14 protein-coding genes are annotated in these 16,673 nt (G+C 68.9%); 5 read left to right on the top strand and 9 right to left on the bottom strand.

Going from position 1 to position 16,673, the window contains the following annotated elements:
- Positions 1-101 precede the first annotated feature (101 nt).
- Entirely contained in the window at positions 102-506 is a 405-nt protein-coding gene (locus E8D38_RS00235) for a winged helix-turn-helix domain-containing protein (RefSeq protein WP_140625713.1), read from the top strand.
- A 95-nt stretch (positions 507-601) separates the two neighbouring features.
- On the top strand, positions 602-2,863 hold the full coding sequence (locus tag E8D38_RS00240; protein WP_140625714.1) for a bifunctional diguanylate cyclase/phosphodiesterase: 2,262 nt from the start codon (positions 602-604) through the stop codon (positions 2,861-2,863).
- Positions 2,864-2,913: 50 nt separating this feature from the next.
- Here the strand turns inward: E8D38_RS00240 and E8D38_RS00245 are convergent, their stop codons facing one another.
- From E8D38_RS00245 to E8D38_RS00285, 9 genes are all read right to left on the bottom strand, one after another.
- The gene (locus E8D38_RS00245) at positions 2,914-3,606 is read right to left on the bottom strand and encodes a family 16 glycosylhydrolase (protein WP_140625715.1); all 693 of its coding nucleotides are present in this window, start codon (positions 3,604-3,606) and stop codon (positions 2,914-2,916) included.
- A 107-nt stretch (positions 3,607-3,713) separates the two neighbouring features.
- A complete protein-coding gene (locus tag E8D38_RS00250; RefSeq protein WP_181178882.1) occupies positions 3,714-4,412 on the bottom strand; it encodes a hypothetical protein in 699 nt (232 codons plus the stop codon).
- A 142-nt stretch (positions 4,413-4,554) separates the two neighbouring features.
- Positions 4,555-6,060 carry a glycoside hydrolase family 16 protein gene (locus E8D38_RS00255; protein ID WP_140625717.1) on the bottom strand — a complete coding sequence of 502 codons (1,506 nt, stop codon included), beginning with the start codon at positions 6,058-6,060 and terminating at the stop codon, positions 4,555-4,557.
- 25 nt (positions 6,061-6,085) lie between these two features.
- A complete protein-coding gene (locus tag E8D38_RS00260; protein ID WP_181178867.1) occupies positions 6,086-6,958 on the bottom strand; it encodes an AraC family transcriptional regulator in 873 nt (290 codons plus the stop codon).
- Between the two features lie 138 nt (positions 6,959-7,096).
- Entirely contained in the window at positions 7,097-8,185 is a 1,089-nt protein-coding gene (locus E8D38_RS00265) for an ABC transporter ATP-binding protein (protein ID WP_140625719.1), read from the bottom strand.
- Positions 8,186-8,213: 28 nt separating this feature from the next.
- Complete coding sequence (locus tag E8D38_RS00270; protein WP_140625720.1) at positions 8,214-9,068, bottom strand: carbohydrate ABC transporter permease; 855 nt, start codon at positions 9,066-9,068, stop codon at positions 8,214-8,216.
- A gap of 63 nt (positions 9,069-9,131) precedes the next feature.
- Positions 9,132-10,169: a carbohydrate ABC transporter permease gene (locus E8D38_RS00275; RefSeq protein WP_140625721.1), complete on the bottom strand. Its 1,038-nt coding sequence runs from the start codon at positions 10,167-10,169 to the stop codon at positions 9,132-9,134.
- A gap of 32 nt (positions 10,170-10,201) precedes the next feature.
- Positions 10,202-11,446: an ABC transporter substrate-binding protein gene (locus E8D38_RS00280; RefSeq protein WP_140625722.1), complete on the bottom strand. Its 1,245-nt coding sequence runs from the start codon at positions 11,444-11,446 to the stop codon at positions 10,202-10,204.
- A 185-nt stretch (positions 11,447-11,631) separates the two neighbouring features.
- Positions 11,632-12,693, bottom strand: a complete 1,062-nt coding sequence (locus E8D38_RS00285; protein ID WP_140625723.1) for a LacI family DNA-binding transcriptional regulator — start codon at positions 12,691-12,693, stop codon at positions 11,632-11,634.
- A 182-nt stretch (positions 12,694-12,875) separates the two neighbouring features.
- Here E8D38_RS00285 and E8D38_RS00290 point away from each other — a divergent pair, with 182 nt between their 5' ends.
- Genes E8D38_RS00290 through E8D38_RS00300 form a run of 3 tightly spaced genes read left to right on the top strand, consistent with a single transcriptional unit; the run spans position 12,876 to position 16,647 of the window.
- A complete protein-coding gene (locus E8D38_RS00290) occupies positions 12,876-14,270 on the top strand; it encodes a GH1 family beta-glucosidase (RefSeq protein ID WP_140625724.1) in 1,395 nt (464 codons plus the stop codon).
- Positions 14,267-15,595 carry a GH39 family glycosyl hydrolase gene (locus E8D38_RS00295; protein WP_140625725.1) on the top strand — a complete coding sequence of 443 codons (1,329 nt, stop codon included), beginning with the start codon at positions 14,267-14,269 and terminating at the stop codon, positions 15,593-15,595. Before E8D38_RS00290 ends, E8D38_RS00295 begins: the two co-directional genes overlap by 4 nt.
- Complete coding sequence (locus tag E8D38_RS00300) at positions 15,592-16,647, top strand: glycoside hydrolase family 26 protein (protein WP_181178868.1); 1,056 nt, start codon at positions 15,592-15,594, stop codon at positions 16,645-16,647. Before E8D38_RS00295 ends, E8D38_RS00300 begins: the two co-directional genes overlap by 4 nt.
- Positions 16,648-16,673: the final 26 nt, after the last annotated feature.

The raw sequence follows: 16,673 nt of genomic DNA on the forward strand, positions 1-16,673 counted from the left end.
AATTGCCCCGACAAATGCTTCGCGATTTAACTACATGAATGTAGAGTTAACACTACACGATGCGTGTTCAATGAGTGTTCAGTCAGAGTGAAGGAGTTGGGATGTTCCGAAGCATCAACGTGGAAGACCCGCACTATCGGCCTGCGTTTCTCCCCTTGCCGGTGGCATCGGCGGTGGCCCCGGCGCCCGCCAGGGATCGCACCTTCCGGTTCGGCGGTTGCGAAGTGAGCCCGGGTCGCCGCGAGATCACGGTCGACGGCGAGAGCAGGGCCCTGCAGCCGCAACCGTTCGACCTGCTGGTCTACCTCATTGAACACCGCGAGCGCGTGGTGCGCCTGGACGAACTGCTGGACGAGCTCTGGGCCGACGAGTGCGTGCAGCCCGGCACGGTCGCCTCCACGGTCGCGCGCATCCGCAAGGTGCTCGAAGACGGCAGCGGCACCGAAGTGATCCGTACCTACCACCGCGTCGGCTACCGCTTCGTGGCCCCCGTCAGCCTCGGCTGAACGAGCCCCCGGCCCGCAGGCCGGGGCACTGGCAGCCCCTGTGTCGCGGTGCGACACTATCCGTCCCCGACGACGGATGGTGAGAGGGCGCGGCGATGATCACCAGGCACAGGCGCCTGCTGAACGCACTGGGCGTGGTGCTGATCCTGACGATGTGCGCGGTCGTGGCGCTGCTGCTGCACCGGTCGCGCGATCGCGCCATGGACGACCTGCGCCGCGACACGAAGAACCTGACCTCGGCGCTGGCCCTGTACACCCGCGGTGTCGTGGCCAGCATCGATCTGGCCCTGGTGGGCGGCCGTGACAGCCTGACCCTGCTCGAAGTCACCGGCGGCAAGGCCACCCCTGACCTCGCCGCCGAGATGCTTCGCAACAACGTGGCGAGCATCGGTCTGCCGGTGCTGATGCGCGTGCTCGACGCAGACGGCTACCAGCGGTTCAGTTCCGACCCGCAGCCGTGGACGCAGACCTCCAGCGACCGCGACTTCTTCAAGGCGCATGTCGCGCGCGACGCCGGCCTCTACATCAGCCAGCCGTTCGTCTCGCGCATCAACGGCAAGTGGGCCATCGTGTTCAGCCGGCGGCTGAGCGGACCCGGCGGCGAGTTCAAGGGCATCATCCAGGTCGGCGCCCCGATGGAGGTGTTCGAAGACATCTTCCAGCGTTTCGAGGTCGGCGCCCGGGGCACCCTGATCCTGGCCGACGACAACGGGATCCTGCTGGCGCGCCGGCCGGCGAACCCCGAGCTCGTCGCCAAGAAGGTCCTGCGCGACGACGGCGCGCTGGGCCAGCTGCGCAGCGGCGTCAATTCGGGCGTTCGCATCAACACCGCGCCGGTCGACGGCTTGCAGCGCATGCTGGGGTTCGAACGGGTGGCATCGACCCGGCTCGTCGTCGGTGTCGGCCAGAGCGTCGATGACTGGCTCGCCAAGTGGCGCCGTGAGGCGGTCATTTCGGGCACGGTGACGGTGCTGTTCGGTGGCGTTGCCCTGTTCATGCTGTTGCGCACCACCCAGCATGCGAAGGAAGCCGCACAACGAACGGCCCAGCTCGAACGCAGCGAAGACCGGATCCGCTCGATCCTGGCCAACGCGCCCGATGCCTTCATCGGTATCGACCAGCAAGGCCGGATCACCGACTGGAACCGCCAGGCGCAGCACACCTTCGGCTGGACCGATGAGCAAGCCCTGGGGCGATCGCTGGCGGAGCTGCTCATACCGCCGCGCATGCGCGACAGCCACACGGCAGGACTGAGCGCCTTTGCCAACACCGGCACCGGCCCGGTCATCGACAAGCGGATCGAGCTCACCGCGCTGCACCGCGACGGCCGCGAGATTCCGGTGGAGGTGTCTGTCGCGGCCCTGCCGACGCCGAGCGGCTACGTGGCGAACGCCTTCCTGCACGACATCTCCGAGCGCAAGGAGGCGGCCGCCCGGCTGGCACTGGTGCACCGGCGGCTGCGCGACATCACCGACAACCTGCCGCTGCTGGTGTCGTACGTCGACAAGGACCGGCGGCTGCGCTTCTGCAATGCGACGTGGCGTGAATGGCTGGGGGTGGACCCGACATCAGCCACCGGACACCTGCTCGAGGAGGTGATCGGCCCCACCCTCTACGAGCAACGGCGCGAATCGCTCGATCGGGCCCTCGGCGGCGAGCGCGTGAGTTTCGACGTCGAGTCGGTGGCGCTTGGCATCAACCGGTTCCTGCACACGGTCTACGTCCCGGACCTGCAGCCCGACGGCACGGTGGCCGGCATCTACGCGGTGAGCACCGACGTCACGGCCTCCAAGAAGGTGGAGATCCAGCTGCAGGACCTCGCGCATGCCGATTCGCTGACCGGCCTGCCGAATCGCCGCCGGTTCGAGGAAAGGCTGCAAGAGGCAGTGGCCCGCTCCAGGCGGGACCAGCGCCCCATGGCGCTCATGTTCCTCGACGTCGACCATTTCAAGCGCATCAACGACACGCTCGGCCATGCCGGCGGCGACGCGGTGCTCAGGGAGTTCGCCAGGCGGCTTGCGCGCTGCATCCGTGCCACCGACACGGCGGCCCGTTTTGCGGGCGACGAGTTCGTCGTGATCCTCGAAGGGCTGCATGACGGCGAGGATGCGAACGTGGTGGCCGGCAACATCGTCGCCGAGCTGCAGCCGCCGTTCGTCTTCGGCGACAAGCAGCTGTCGGTCACCACCAGCATCGGCATTGCCATCTTCAGCGGCGAGCACGTTTCGGCGGACGTCGCAGTGGCCAAGGCGGACGAGGCCCTCTACCGGGCCAAGGACGCCGGCCGCAACACCTTCGTGGTGTCCAGCATGGACTTCACCGAGATGGGCGGCGGCGACTCCACCTCGCGCCACTGACGGCCTCTGCCTGCCTGTCCGGCCGAGGCCGCCCGTGGCCCGCCGGTGGCTCAGTCGCTGACCCGCACCCAGTCGTAGTACGCCGGACCGCCGCCGCCGTTGTATCGGCCGAGGAAGCCGACCGCGCCGGCCGAGTTGTTGCCGACCCAGTGGTTCAGCATCAGCCGCATCGGCGCCGAGATGGAGGTCTGCACGCGCCGGATCTCCTGCTCCTGGCCCGCGTCGTTGACATGGAACCAGCGCACGAAGGTCGGCCGCCACTCGAAGCCGATGGTGCGCCAGCCGGTCCCCACCGAGAACTGCTGGTAGTTCTGCCGGCCGGCGGTCCACACGTTGGTGTGCAGCGTGCGCCCGCTGTTGATGAACTCGATGTCGATCTCGAAGTGGCTCGACGTGCCCGCCTGGCCGGTATAGAGGAAGAACGAGCTGTTGCCGCCGGCGATGGTGCCGGGCTGCATGCGCGTGACGAACTTGCCGTAGGTGAACGACTGCCAGGTGCGCACCTCCCCGCATTTGCGCGTCGAGCCGTTCACGTTGAGCTGCAGGGCGCCCCAGCCGGTGCGCCAGACTTCGCTGTAGGCGAAGCCGCAGCCGAAGATGTCGCCGTTGTGCCAGTTGGCGGTTTCCCAGGCGCCGCCGGCGCCGCCGGTGCCGTCGAAGCCTTCGAAGAACGAGGCGGCCGTCGCGGGCGCGGCCATGGAAGCGGCCAGCGCGAGCGCTGCCGCCGATACGAGTTTCTGCATCGCTTGTCTCCTGTTGGTAGATCGGGGCCGGCGCTTGCCGCCCCGTCGTGTGACGTGTGTCGTGATGCGCCGGGGCTCTGCTGCCCCGGTGGCGTGGCGAGAACCGTCTATTTCGCGAGCTTCACCGTGCCGATGGCCAGGTCGTGCGCGCCGGCATTGGTGGCCGGGTTGATCACGTCCACGGCGAACAGACCGCTCTTGACCGCGCCCACCACGGTGCCAGAGCCATTGCAGTAGGCGGGCAGCGGGAAGCTGGCGTCGTTGAGGTCGATGGTCAGCTCGGTCAGCGTGGCGTTGACCACGGCCTGAGCGGTGGCGGTGCAACCGTCGGCCGCGACAGGCGAGGGCTGCAGCTTCACCGTCAGCACGGCGTCGGTGCTCGAGCGCAGCTGGATCTTGAGCTGGGTGTAGGTCGATGCATTGAACGGCGCGACCGGCGCGGCACCGGTGTTTCCAGGGGCATAGGCGCGCAGCGCCACGCCCGCAAAGGCCTGGGCTCCCGTCAGGGTGGCGCCGTAGCTGACGGCGCCGTCGGCGAACTGCGCGGTGCCGAGCGTCTGCTCATTGGACTTTTCGGCAAAGGCGTAGGTGTCGATCTTGCCGGCCTCGCTGGTGTCGGTGGCATTCATCGGGGTCGCGAACGCCACGTCGGTGGGCGCCGGCGTCGGCGTCGGCGTGGGAGATGGCATCGGCGCCGGAGGCGCGCCGGCAGTCGGCGGGTCATCGCCACCACCGCAGGCGGCCAGTGCGGCGACCGCACAGAAGAGCGCGGCCAGCGTGCGGACCGGAGCGTGGGTTGACGGCATGTTCACTGTGTGTCTCCTTTTGTGAGTGACACCTTCATGCTGCTGTCTTGCCCCTGCCCTTGCCGGTCTGCACTTGCGTTCGGCCTGACGGATCTTGCGCTTGGCCTGACCGATCTTGCTTTCATGCGCCCCGGCCTGGGGCTCAGTAGCACATCATCAAGCCGTAGCGGCTGTTGCGCTCGCAGGTGACCTGTCGCACCGGCTGCTGCGACGCACCCGCATCTGTCGCCGGCTTGCGCTTGCGCGCCGGCTCCTTGCCCTGGGCAGGTGCCGCCATTGCGCTGCGCCGCGCCTGCCAGGCCGAGAGGCGCGCGCGAGCGGCCGCCGCGAGATCGTCGCGCTGGTAGACGCGCACATGATCGACGAGCAACCTCGCATCGGCCCCGCCTTTGCCCGAAGTGCCGGCGGCCGATGTCAGGCCGACGTTCAGCAGGAAGGGCCATTGCTCGAACACCTCGCGCGAAGCGGGTGGCAGGTCGGCGCGCAGCTGCGTCTTCACCAGCACCCCGTCGAGCAGCCAGCGCAGTCGTGCCGGCTCCCACTCGACGGCGAGCTCGTGGAAGCCGCCGCCTGCCGCCTCGCCCGGCGGGAGCGCCACCTGGGCGAGATGGGCATCGTCCTCGAGGCCGGGGCCGTGCAGGCCCAGTTCCGCGACGCCAGGCGCCTGCGTTTCCAGCATCACGATCTCGCCGGCCTCCGGCCAGGACAGCTCTGCCAGGGGGGCGCCCAGCAGCGACAGGCTGCTGGAAAGCCCCGGCCGTTCGGGCGCCTTGAAACGCACTTCGATGCGGCCGTAAAGCATGGCGCCGGCGGGCCGGGCCTGCAGCCGCGCGGTGGAAGGCGCGTCTGCCTCGCCCAGGCGGAGCGCCAGGTGGCCGAGACCGTCGTGCGAGGCCTGTCGTGATGCCGCCGACCAGCGGGCCGCATCCGCCGGCTGGTCTGCCGGTGCATTGAATTCATCGGCCCATGCGAGCTTCCAGCGGGCATCGCGCGGCACCCGCGGACCGGTGACGGGCGGCGCCGAGGCGACTGCCGCCCCGCTGCGCAGGAACTCCATGCGGCCGACGCTGTAGCGCACCGGTTCGGCGGCCGGCTCATTGGCGGTGACCTCCACCGACACCACCGCCGGCAGCGTCTTGTCCACCGGCGAGCCGCGGCCGATGCACCAGGGTTGCGGCTCGAAGGCGCTGAGCGGGATCACATAGTCGGTCGGCTGCGGACCCACTTGCTGCAGCATGACCGGGTAGCAGCCGGTCGTGAGGAACTGAGGATCGCTGCCCTTCAGGCGGATGCGCAGCACGCGCGGCGTCGCCGACGACAGCCGGAGGCGCATGTTCTGGTAGGCCGACAGGTCCACCGGCGCGCCGCCGGCATTCCCCCTCACCTCCATGCCGAGCGTGGCCCATTGGCCGCCGCTCGCATTCGACAGGCGGCCGCCCACCAGCACCTGCCCGTCCTTCACGCGCAGCGGCTCGGCGGCCACGTCGCCCGGCTTGTCGGACAAGGCCAGCGGCAGCACCGGTGCGCCGCTGTGGCTTTGCAGCGGCTCCCTGAAGTCGGCCCACAGCAACGAAGGCCCGTCGGCCGCGTGGACGCAGCCGCACACCGCGCCGAGCAGCAACGCGGCGCTTCGAAGCAATCGTTCCATCCCTGGCTTCCTTGGTACTCGCGCGTCACTGCGCGCGGGGTTGCACCGGCATGCACAGCTCGCAGCGCACGATGCGGCTGCCCGGGGTGCCCTCGAGCGGGTCGTAGCGCTCGAAGAACGGTCCCTCGCCCATGTCGAAGGCCGCCTCGGGCAGCCAGTCGTTCAGCAGGGCATGCCAGCCCGCGCCGATGCCGCTGGCCGGCCCGTCGTAATGCAGCGCGGCCACCCAGTGGGCCTCCACGCGACGCCTGGGCAGGCGCAGGCCCGGGTCGCGCCAGCCTGCCGGCAGCTGCACGCAGGCGTCCATGCGGCAACGGGTCGGCCCTGCGATCGCCGGGTCGTCGAGGCCGACGAAGGCCATCGGCTGGTCGCCCAGCCCCAGGCTGTGCACCCACGGCAGAAAGCGGTCCCACAGCTCCCTTGCAGTGGCGCCGTAGTGGCCGCGTGCCCGCATGAAGAGGTACTCCGCGGCTTCCTGCCGCTTCACCTCGATGCGAAAGGGCCCTGCCGGCGCCTCGTCGTCGGACGGCCTGCGCCAGTCGACCCAGCCGCCGCTGCGCCACTGCGACGGCGTCATGCCGAAGTGTTCGCGAAAGGCCCTTGCAAACGCCTCGGGCGAGGCGAAGCCGCAATTGAGCGAAATGACGGTGATCTTCTCTTCGGGGCAATGGCGCAGCCGGCCGGCAGCCGCCTCGAGGCGCCGCCGGCGCACGAACGCATTGAGCGTCTCGCCGGTCCACGCGAGGAACAGACGGTGAAAGTGGAAGGGCGAGATGGCCGCCAGCCGTGCCAGGGTCTCCAGCTTCAGGTCTTCCGCGAGGTGCCGCTCAACGTGGTCGAGCACGGCCTCGATGCGCTTGACGTGATGGCTGCGGATCGCCGGCGGGTCAGCATTCACCCGACGGGGCTTCGCGCCTCCTCCGGCAAGGAAGGTCGGTTCGCCGCGCACCGGCAGGCGAGACATCTCTGGTGCAAGGGACTCGAGGCTGTTCACGCAAACCCTTTCGTACTGCTTGTGTTTGCCCGCTGCCGCGGTTCAGCGGGCGTTGACCACCCTGCCCTCTCGGTCGAACAGGTGGCAGTTCTGCGCATCCGGGCGCAGCCACACGGCGTCTCCGCGCGAAAGCTGCGTCTGCGAGGCGGGCAGCTTCACCGTCGCCACTTCTTCGCGGCCTGCCAGCCGCGCATAGGCGATGTCGCAGTCGCCCAGGTGCTCGACCTGGTCGACCACCGCGCGCAGGCCCTGCTCTTGCGGCGCCACCGTGAAGTGCTCGGGCCGCACGCCCAGCGTCACCTCGCGTGCGGTGCCCTGCAACTGCTGGCCCGGCAGCAGCACGCTGCCGGCCTCGCCCAGCTGCAGCCGGATGCCGTCGCCTTCGGCGCTGGCGGTGCCGGCGAGGAAGCTCATCTTGGGCGAACCGAGGAAGCCCGCCACGAACTGCGTCGCCGGCTTGCGGTAGAGGTCGATGGGGCGCCCGACCTGCTCGATGCGCCCGGCATTGAAGACCGCGATGCGGGTGCCCAGCGTCATCGCCTCGACCTGGTCGTGGGTCACGTAGACCATGGTCGTGCCCAGCTCGCGGTGCAGGCGTGCCAGCTCCATGCGCATCTGCACGCGCAGGGCCGCATCCAGGTTCGACAGCGGCTCGTCGAACAGGAACACGCGCGGCTTGCGCACGATGGCGCGGCCGATGGCCACGCGCTGGCGCTGGCCGCCGGACAGCTCCTTGGGCTTGCGGTCCAGCAGCGGCGTGATCTGCAGCACTTCGGCCGCGCGGCGCACCGCCTCGGCCCGCTCGGCCTTGCTCATCGGTGAGAACTTGAGCGCGAAGCCCATGTTCTCGGCCACCGTCATGTGCGGGTACAGCGCATAGCTCTGGAACACCATCGCCACCCCACGCTTGACCGGCGGCAGGTCCTGCGCCTCCTGATCGCCGATGACGATGCGCCCGGCATTCACCTCCTCCAGCCCTGCGATGCAGCGCAGCAGCGTGGTCTTGCCGCAGCCCGAGGGCCCGACGAACACCATGAACTCGCCCGAGGCGATGTCCAGGTCGATGCCGTGCAGCACCCGCACGCCCGCGCCGTAGTGCTTCTCGATGCCGCTAAGCCTCATGGATGTCATGTTTTCCTGTCCTTTGGATGAAGCGCTCTCAGCCCTTGACCGCACCGGCCGTGAGCCCCTCGATGAGGCGGCGCGTGTAGAAGACGAACAGCAGCAGCAGCGGCAGCACGGTGATGGCCGAGCCGGCGCTGATGGCGCCCCAGGGCGTCTGGCCGGTACCCTGCAGCGAGCGCAGCACCAGCGGCGCGGTGAACATCTCCATGTCGCTCATCACCAGCAGCGCGCCGACGAAGTTGTTGTAGGAGCCGATGAAGGTCACCAGGCCCAGCGTGCCCATGGCCGGCCCGATGAGCGGCAGAACGACGCGCCAATAGATGCCGAACTCGCTGCAGCCGTCCATGCGGGCGGCCTCGACCAGCTCGCGCGGCACGGCCGAACCGATGTACTGGCGCATCAGGAAGATGCCGAAGGCGGAGCAGGCACCCGGCACGATGAGCGCGCGCGTGCTGTTGAGCCAGTCGAGCTCCTTCATCATCAGCACGAACGGGATCATGCCGACGAAGGACGGCAGCAGCATCGTGGCCATCAGCGCGCCGAACAGCTTGTCGCGCCCCCTGAACTCGTACATCGCGAAGCCGTAGCCGCCCAGCGAGCAGAGGAACAGGTTGAGCACGGTGGAGGCACCGGCGATCCACAGCGACAGGCCCACGCTGCGCCAGAAATGCGGGCGCTGCGAGACCAGGTCGCCGATGTTGTCCAGCAGCGCCGAGCCGAACCACAGCGGCGGCGGCACCGAGAGGATCTCGGTGTTCGTGTGGGTGGCGAACACGAACATGAAGTAGAACGGCGCCAGCATGATGGCCGCGCCGGCCAGCACCAGGGCATGCGGCAGCCAGCGCGACGGCAGCAGCGCACGCAGGTCGCGGGAACGGGTGATGGGCATGGGGACTTCGAGCGCCCCGCGGGGCGCCGGCGAAACGGTGGAAGAAAGGACGTCCGACACGGTTCAGTCCTTCCGGCCGAGGTAGCGGTTGTTGAGCCAGGTGAGCGCGGCGATCACCATGAACATGAGCCATGCCACCGCCGAGGCCGTGCCGAAGTCGCCATCGGTGAGGCCGACCTTGTACATCTGCATGGCCACCGTCTCGGCCACCTGCCCCACCCCGCCGCTACCGCCGGTGAGGATGAAAGGCTCCTCGAACAGCTGCAGGTTGCCGATGATGGTGAGCGTGACCGCGAACAGCATCATGGGCTTGAGCAGCGGCAGCGTGATGTAGCGGAACTGCTGCCAGGTGCTCGCGCCGTCGACCGTGGCGGCCTCGTAGAGGTCGTTCGGAATGGTCTGCAGCGCCGACAGGTACAGCACAGTGTTCCAGCCGACGAATCGCCACCACACGATGAACGCGACGATCGGGCGGGTGTACTCCGGCCGACCCCAGTCGATGTTGGCGGTCGGGAACAGCCAGGCCAGCGGCTGCATGCCCATCACCTGCCACTGCCCCAGGCCGGTGAGCACCTGGTTCACCACGCCGAAGTCACGCGAGAACAGCGACGAGAACACCAGCGTGATCGCCACCGTGTTCGTGATGTACGGCAGGAAGTACATCGCGATCACCGGGTTGCGGATGCGGCGCAGGCGGGTGTGGATGAAAAACGCGAGCGGGATCGCCACCAGGTGCTGCGGCAGCCCGGCGGCGATGCCCAGCCAGAAGGTGTTGGCCAGGGCGCGCCAGAAGTCGCGTGCGTACAGCTCCGACCAGAACGCGCCGCTGAAGAACTCGTTCCACGGCAGGCCGTCGAGCTGCAGCACGAACAGGTAGTTGCCCCAGCCCTCCCACTTCATCCCGCCGAGGCCTGCCGCCAGCTCCCAGCGGAAGAACGACGCATACGCCGAGAACAGCAGCGGGAACAACCCGAAGCCGATGAACAGCACGAAAAACGGCGCGACGAAGACATACGGCATCCAGTGCCAGGGCTTCAGGCGGCGCCGTTGCGGCGCAGGGGACGGCGGCGTCGAAGAAGCCGCAGCAGACAGCGATGCCATGGGATGAGGCTGCGTCGTTCAGGAAGCGGCGTTCAGCGGCGCACGCGGCGTTCGATGGCCTTGCGGGCGTCGGCCAGCGCGAGCTTCACGTCCTTGTCCTGCTCCAGCACCTTGTCGAACTCGGAGGCGATCACTTCGGCAGCCACCGGGTCGAGGCGGTCCACCGCCACCGCGGGGATCTTCTGCGCCGTCGCCTTCCAGGCCTTGCGCGCCGGCTCGTTGCCGAGGAACTCGACCGGCTTGTCGATGAAGGCGTCGTTGGTCGCTTCCACCAGCGCGGGGAAGGCATCGAGGTCGCGGAACGCGGCCAGCTGCACTTCCTTGTTCGTCGTCATGAACTTGACGAACTCCCAGGCGACGTCCTTGTTCTTGGCACCCTTCGGGATGGCATAGAACGAGCCGCCCCACGAGGCGTTGATGCCGCCGGGCAGGCCGGCCGATCGCCACAGGCCCTTGGTTTCCGGCGCGATCCAGTTCTTCAGGTGGCCTGCCAGCCAGGCCCCCATCATTTCGCCGGCGACGGTGCCGCGCTTGAAGCCTTCGCTCCACTCGTTGCTCCAGGCACCGACCTTGGCATCGATGCCGGCGGCGCGTGCGCGCTTGGCGGTCTCGAACGCCTGCACGAAACGCGGCGACTCGACCAGCACCTTGCCCTTGTCGTCGAAGTAGATGCCTTCACCGTCGTGCAGGCCGGAGCGCAGGATGATGTCCTTGATGGCCGCCGCATGCGGGATCAGGTAGGCGCCCGTCTTGGCCTTGAGCGTCTTGCCCGACTCGATGAACGAATCCCACGACTTGGTGAGCTGCGCCTCGCTGACGCCGGCCTTGTCCATCAGGTCCTTGCGATAGAACAAGGCGCCCGGGCCGATGTCGGCCGGCATGGCAGCACGGATGCCGCCGCGGCTGGTGGCCTGCGCCACCGAGAACTTGAAGAAGCGGTCGCCCAGCGCATTGGCGTTGTACGGCGGCTTCGACAGGTCCTCCAGGCCGCCGCCCTCGGCGAACTTGGCCACGAAGCCGATCTCCAGGCCCATCACGTCGGGCAGGTTGGCACCGGTGGCCAGCGAGGTGGTCATGGCGTTGTGGTGGTCGCCATAGCCCAGCGCGACCAGCTTGACCTCGACATCGGGGCGCACCTTCTTGAACAGCGGGATGGCCGCCTGGACCGAACGGTCGAGGTCCTTGAAGGAAGCGACGGTGAGCACCGTCTGCGCATGCAGCGACAGCGAACAAAGGCCGAGCCAGGCGGCCAGCCCCAGGCGGGAAGCGAGTTTCACGAAGGTCTCCTTGTCAGGGTGCACTCACCTGCACGGTCGTATGACATGATTTGTGCAAGCGCTTGCATAAAAGTGTAGGAGGGGCCGCTCCAGGCTGTCACTGAGGACGAACCCCCAAAGGAAAAGCAAGAAATGACAGGCGCCGTGAAAAATGGCGCAGTAGCCGCGCCGGGCTCGGCGCGAGCCTAGGCGCGGCGCCTGGCCGGGCGCCCGGCGGACGGTGCCGGCCCGGCCTGGGCCGGCAGGGCCCGCGTGGATTCGCGCACGATCAGTTCGAGCGGCGCCACGGTGCCCAGCGGCGGCTTGCGCCCCTCGATCAGGGCGACGACGGCATTGGCCGCTTCGCGGCCGAGCTCGCGCAGCGGCTGCCTCACCGTGGTGAGCGGCGGCAACGAGAACGCCGAGTGCTGCACGTCATCGAAGCCGACGATCGAGATGTCGTCGGGCACGCGCAGGCGGCGGCGGTGCAGCGCCAGCATCGCGCCGTAGGCCGAGTCGTCGTTCGCCGCGAACACCGCCGTGAACGGCAGGCCGCGGTCGAGCAGCACGTTCATCGCGGCCAGGCCGCCCGGCTCCACATAGCTGCCGGCGGCCACCAGGCGGTCGTCCGGCTCGACGCCCGCCTCGGCCAGCGTGTCGTGATAGGCGCGCAGGCGATCGTCGGCATCGTCCCGCCCGGGCGGGCCCGAGATGAAGGCGATGCGGCGGTGGCCGAGCTCGAGCAGGTGCTGCAGCGCCCGGCGGGCGCCCTGGTAGTGGTCGAAGCCGAGTGAATGCACGCGGCGCGTGGCCACCTTGCGCCCCACCACCACCATCGGAACGCCCTCGGCATGGCGCTCGAGCACTTCGTCGGACAAGCCGGGGTGGATCAGGATGACGCCGTCCACGCCCCGCCCCACGAGGGAATTCAGCCGCTGTGCCTCGTGTTCCGGCTGCCAGTGCCCGCTGGCATAGATGGCCTCGTACTGGTGGCCGGCCAGGCCGTCCTCGACGCCGCGCATCGCGGCATTGAAGAAGGTGCTGACGATCTCCTGGGTGAGCACGCCCACGGTCATGGTGCGGCCCTTGGCCAGGCCCCGCGCCACCAGGTTGGGCCGGTAGTTCAGGCGCTGGATGCTGCCTTCGATGGCGGCCACCTTGTCCTCGGACACCGGATGGGATCCGCTCAGGTAGCGCGAGACGGTGCTGGTCGAAACGCCCGCCAGGCGCGCGACTTCCTCGAGCGTGATCTTTTGGCCGCTGGGCATGAGGGTGCTGAGTCGTCGAAGTGGGGCGCGATGATAGCGCTTGCCATGACGAGCCGCCACGCACTCGGAAGTCGCCCCCAACGGCGCTGCGGCCTCGTCCTCTCGCTTCCCCTGACGAAGTCCGCAAGATCGGCAAGCCTGCAGCGTTGCAAGCGCTTGCAAGGAGCCGCTATCGTTCGGGCATGCAACCATCCGACTTCAAGTTTCCGGCCGGATTCCTCTGGGGAACCGCCACGTCCGCCTACCAGATCGAGGGCTCGGCAGACGTCGACGGCCGCACGCCCAGCATCTGGGACAGTTTTGCCAGGACGCCCGGCCGCGTCGAGAACGGCGACACCGGCGACGTCGCCTGCGACTCCTACCGCCGCGTCGAAGAAGACGTGGCGCTGCTGAGCGAACTGGGCGTCAAGGCCTACCGCTTCTCGATCTCCTGGTCCCGCGTGATGCCGGCCGGGCGCGGCGAGTTGAACCCGCTGGGCATCGCCTACTACCGCCGCCTGGTCGACCTGCTGCACGACGCCGGCATCATGCCCATGGCCACGCTCTACCACTGGGACCTGCCGCAGGTGCTGCATGACGAAGGCGGATGGCTCAACCGTCGTTGCGCCTATGACTTCGCGCAGTACGCCCGCGCCATGTTCGACGCCCTGGGCGACCGCGTGGCAGTGTGGTTCACCATCAACGAGCCCTGGTGCGCCTCGATGCTGTCGCATGCCATGGGCATGCACGCCCCGGGCGAGAAGGACCTCGGCAACGCAGTCACCGTGGCCCACCACCTGCTGCTCGCGCACGGCCTGGCGGTGAAGGAGTTCCGCCGCACCGAGCAGCCGGGCCGCATCGGCATGGCCCCCAACGTCGAGTGGCATGAGCCGTACTCCTGCCACCCGGACGACGTGGCCGCCTGCGAACGCGGGCTGGACTGGTTCAACCGCTGGTTCATCGACCCGATCTACCACGGCCGCTATCCACAGGGGCTGCTGGCCCGGTATGCGGTGCTGGGCATCCACCCGCCGGTCGAAGACGGCGACATGGCCATCATCGGCCAGCGCACCGACCTGCTGGGCATCAACTACTACACCGGCGGCTACACCCGGGAGGCGATCCGGGCGATGCTGGCGACGCCGGCAGACGCCTTCCAGCAGATCGATGCGCTGCGCCACCTGCAGACGGTGAACGTGGCCGGCTTCCGCAAGACCGACATCGGCTGGGACATCTACGCCGACGGCTTCTACAAGGTGCTGACCTGGCTGAAGGACGAGTACGGCAACCCGCCGCTGCTCATCACCGAAAACGGCGCCTGCGACAACACCGAGCCCGATGCCACCGGCCGGGTCGACGATGCCCTGCGCATCGAGTACCACCGCCGCCACGTGATCGCGCTCGACCGTGCGCTGCGCTCCGGCTGCGACCTGCGCGGCTACACCGCCTGGTCGCTGCTCGACAACTTCGAATGGGCCCACGGCTACAGCAAGCGCTTCGGCCTCGTTCACGTGGATTTCCAGACACAGCAGCGCACGCCCAAGGAAAGCTTCCGCTGGTACCAGCGCCTCATCCGCGAAGGTGGGTTTGCCGTATGAGAACCCGGCTGCATCGATCGTTGCGGCGCCTCTGCGCCCGCGCCCTCGCCTGCGCCCTGGCGCTCACGCCGGCGTTCCTGCCCCTTGCGGCCGGTGCCGCCGAAAACGCCCGCGTGGTCATCAAGGCCGACGAGGAAGGGGTCGCGGTCAACCCGGCAGTGATCCGCGGCTACAACTTCGGCAACTGGATGGCGGTGGCCGAGTTCCGCGAGGGCCTGGCGCGCGTGCCGGCGGCTTCGCTGCGCTTTCCAGGCGGCAACATCGGCGACGAGCAGGACATGGACAGCGCGACGCTGGACACCTTCCGTGCGCTGCTGGGCCTGGTGAGCGGCGGCCCCGAATTGATGGTGCAGACCCGGGTGTTCGCCGGCCGCATCGACCGCAAGCCGGCCAACGAGCCGGAAGACGCCGCCAACGCGGTGCGTCTGGCCCGCGAACGCGGCCTCGCGGTGCCCTTCTGGGAGATCGGCAACGAGCCCGACCTCTACAGCGTGACCCGCGGTGACCCGAGCTGGACGCCCGAGCGCTACTGCAAGGTGTTCCGCGCCCAGGCGCAGGCCATCAAGGCGGTCGACGCCAACGCGCAGGTGGCTGGCCCGGCGGTGTCGGGCGCGGCGGACACCGCGATGCGCTTCCTCGACCGGTTCGTCGAATTGTGCGGCGACGCGGTGGACGTGCTCACCTGGCACCTCTACCCGACCGAGGGCAACGGCACCGAGGAAGCGGCCCTGCAGACCATCGCGCAGGTCGATGCCTCGGTGAAGCGGGTGCAGGCGCTCTGGCGCGACCCCAAGCGCAATCCGCTGGGACACGGCCGCGACGTGAAGCTGGCCGTCACCGAGTACGGCCTGTCGTGGCGCACCGACCGGCCGCGCTTCCTGTCGGACCAGGTGGCCGGGCTGTGGGCCGCCGAAGCCGCATTGCGCCTGGCCCAGCACGGTGTGCGCGCGGCGCACTACTTCGCCTACCAGGGCACCGGGTTCCACGGCCTGCTCGACAACGCGGGCGTGCCGCGGCCCACCTACTACGCCTTCTCGATGCTGAGCGGGCTCGAAGGCCGCTTCGTGAAGGCCGGCTCGAGCCACCCGGCGCTGTGGGCCCATGCGGTCAAGGGCAAGGAGGGCCTGACCGTGCTGCTGCTCAACACGCTCAACGAGCCGGTGCAAGCCGAACTCGACGTTGCCGGATGGCGGGTCGAGCAGGCGCAGTACTTCGATGCAGCCATCGTCGAGGAAGAACACCCGCTCGCCACGCTGCCGCAGGCCGGCCGCCTGAAGCTTGCGCCGCGCTCGATGTCGCTGCTGCGCCTGCGGAGGCAACCATGAGCCACTCGATCGCACGCCGGCGCATGCTCGGCGGCATGGCAGGGCTCGCCGCCATGCCCTTCACCAGCGCCTGCGGCACCACGGCCGGCTCGGATGCGCCCTCGCCGCTCGACGACGCCCTGGCGCTGCCGGTGCTCGAAGACACCAGCACCAGCCCCACGCAGGGCGTGTTCTTCGGCGTCTTTCGCGAGAACGCGCTCACCGACGTGGTGAGCGGCGCGCAGGCCGACCTGCGGCGCAAGCCGGCCGCGGTGATGTGGTTCACGCGCTTCGGCTCGGCCTTCCCCCAGTCGCAGCTGCAGTACCTGGCCAGCCAGGGCATGGCGGCCCAGGTGACCTGGGAGCCCTGGGGCGCGCATGGCGAGGCCATCACGCTGGCGCAGATCGAAGCCGGCCTGTGGGATGCCTACATCGACACCTGGGCCCAGGCGGCCGCGCGCCTGGACCTGCCCTTCATGCTGCGCTTCGGCCATGAGTTCAACGGCGACTGGTATCCCTGGTGCGTGGTGAACAACGGCAGCAACGGCGAAGCCTTTGCACGCGTGTACCGGCGGGTCGTGGCCCGCTTCAGGGCTGCGGGCGCGCACAAGGTGCAGCACGTCTGGTGCTTCAACAACGCGAACCAGCCGGCCGCGGCATGGAACGACCCGCGCTTTGCCTACCCGGGCGACGACGTCGTCGACTGGATCGGCATCGACGGCTACAACTTCGGCACCAGCCAGTCGTGGTCGCGCTGGACGTCGTTCAGCGATGTCTTTTCAGGCGCGCTTGCCACCGCGCAGGCCATCTCACCGCGCAAGCCGGTGGTGCTGGCCGAGATGGGCTGCTCCGAAACCGGCGGCGACAAGGCGGCCTGGATCGCCCGCATGGCCGCCGACCTGGCCCGCATGCCCTCGGTGCGCGCCTTCACCTGGTTCGACATCGTCAAGGAAACCAGCTGGGCGCTGACGTCCAGCGACGCGAGCTGGCATGCGGCCATCCAGGCGCTGCGGCAGCCGCACATCCGGGGCAACGGCACGGCCCTGCTTTCGGTCGCCACGCCGCGGGCCTGACCGGCGCGGCATTCACAACACCAACA

Source organism: Methylibium rhizosphaerae (genome assembly GCF_006386545.1).
In the GTDB taxonomy this organism is placed as follows: Bacteria; Pseudomonadota; Gammaproteobacteria; order Burkholderiales; family Burkholderiaceae_C; genus Pseudorivibacter; species Pseudorivibacter rhizosphaerae.

Coding starts and splice junctions, on each gene's coding strand:
- E8D38_RS00245 (WP_140625715.1), bottom strand. CDS start 3,606: ATGCAGAAACTCGTATCGGCGGCAGCGCTCGCGCTGGCCGCTTCCATG.
- E8D38_RS00240 (WP_140625714.1), top strand. CDS start 602: ATGATCACCAGGCACAGGCGCCTGCTGAACGCACTGGGCGTGGTGCTG.
- E8D38_RS00250 (WP_181178882.1), bottom strand. CDS start 4,412: ATGCCGTCAACCCACGCTCCGGTCCGCACGCTGGCCGCGCTCTTCTGT.
- E8D38_RS00265 (WP_140625719.1), bottom strand. CDS start 8,185: ATGACATCCATGAGGCTTAGCGGCATCGAGAAGCACTACGGCGCGGGC.
- E8D38_RS00235 (WP_140625713.1), top strand. CDS start 102: ATGTTCCGAAGCATCAACGTGGAAGACCCGCACTATCGGCCTGCGTTT.
- E8D38_RS00285 (WP_140625723.1), bottom strand. CDS start 12,693: ATGCCCAGCGGCCAAAAGATCACGCTCGAGGAAGTCGCGCGCCTGGCG.
- E8D38_RS00270 (WP_140625720.1), bottom strand. CDS start 9,068: ATGCCCATCACCCGTTCCCGCGACCTGCGTGCGCTGCTGCCGTCGCGC.
- E8D38_RS00295 (WP_140625725.1), top strand. CDS start 14,267: ATGAGAACCCGGCTGCATCGATCGTTGCGGCGCCTCTGCGCCCGCGCC.
- E8D38_RS00290 (WP_140625724.1), top strand. CDS start 12,876: ATGCAACCATCCGACTTCAAGTTTCCGGCCGGATTCCTCTGGGGAACC.
- E8D38_RS00300 (WP_181178868.1), top strand. CDS start 15,592: ATGAGCCACTCGATCGCACGCCGGCGCATGCTCGGCGGCATGGCAGGG.
- E8D38_RS00255 (WP_140625717.1), bottom strand. CDS start 6,060: ATGGAACGATTGCTTCGAAGCGCCGCGTTGCTGCTCGGCGCGGTGTGC.
- E8D38_RS00275 (WP_140625721.1), bottom strand. CDS start 10,169: ATGGCATCGCTGTCTGCTGCGGCTTCTTCGACGCCGCCGTCCCCTGCG.